Below are 971 nucleotides of genomic sequence, written 5' to 3' on the forward strand. Positions count from 1 at the left end.
GGCCGCGACAATCGGTAAAGTAGTAATGGTGGGCGCTAGTGCCGCTGCGTTTGCAGGGCCGCTTGGTCTCAGTGATGCCTTTGGGTTAGAAAACGTTCGTTATGAGCTGTTGATCGTGTCGTTTTTTATTATCTTATTTTCAGGATTTTTGCTACCAACAGCCAACCTTGCTGGTACTCATGGCCCACTTATTCCATTGATTCCCATTGTTGTGGCTGCAGGTGGTCATCCAATGGCTTTTGGACTACTGATTGGTGCTTTTGGTCTGCTGCTCGCTATTAGTAAAGGGGGAAGCTTACTGGCCAATTTAACCAGTAAAGGGGTATGCGGTGGCCTATTGATTTACTTGGGCTTTATCGGAACGACGTCACAGGTCAAAAATCTCTTTGCTTGGGCAGAAGGGATTGGCATGTCGCATATTGCTTTCTTTATTATTCTGGCAACCATTCTGCTATATGCATTGCTTGAGCATTGGCAAAAACGCTGGCTTGCAGTTCCGCTCAGTTGCGTGTTAGGTGGTGGTCTTGCTTTTGCATTGGGCGCACCTTTTGCGTTTAAAACAGCACCAGGTTTACCGCATATGAACCCAATGTATTGGTGGGGTGAGAACACAGGTTGGATGTTAGGTTTACCGACGATTGAAAGCTTCATTGTGGTATTACCGTTTGCTATTTTGGCTGTGGCAATGTGGTCACCAGACTTCTTAGGGCATCAGGTATTCCAAAAAATTAGCTACCCTAAGCGTACTGAAAAAGTGCTCATGGATATCGATGATACGATGACCAGTGCGTCATTTCGTCAGGTAGTTGGTTCTGTGCTAGGTGGTGCCAACTTTGCGTCCTCTTGGGGTACTTATATTGTTCCTGCAGCGATTGCTAAGCGTCCGATTCCTGCTGGTGCTTTATTGACAGCCTTATTTTGTATTATCGCGGGTATTTGGGGCTATCCAATGGATTTGGCTATCTGGCAAC

Annotated in this window: 1 protein-coding gene; it reads left to right on the forward strand. The window is 46.3% G+C overall.

Annotated elements, in window-relative coordinates; all coding sequences use genetic code 11:
* Positions 1-971 (forward strand): DUF3360 family protein (locus ACS8FC_RS15260; protein WP_439297395.1); only part of this gene is annotated, 971 nt, incomplete at both ends.

The sequence above is a fragment of the Psychrobacter sp. 1Y4 genome, assembly GCF_051847555.1.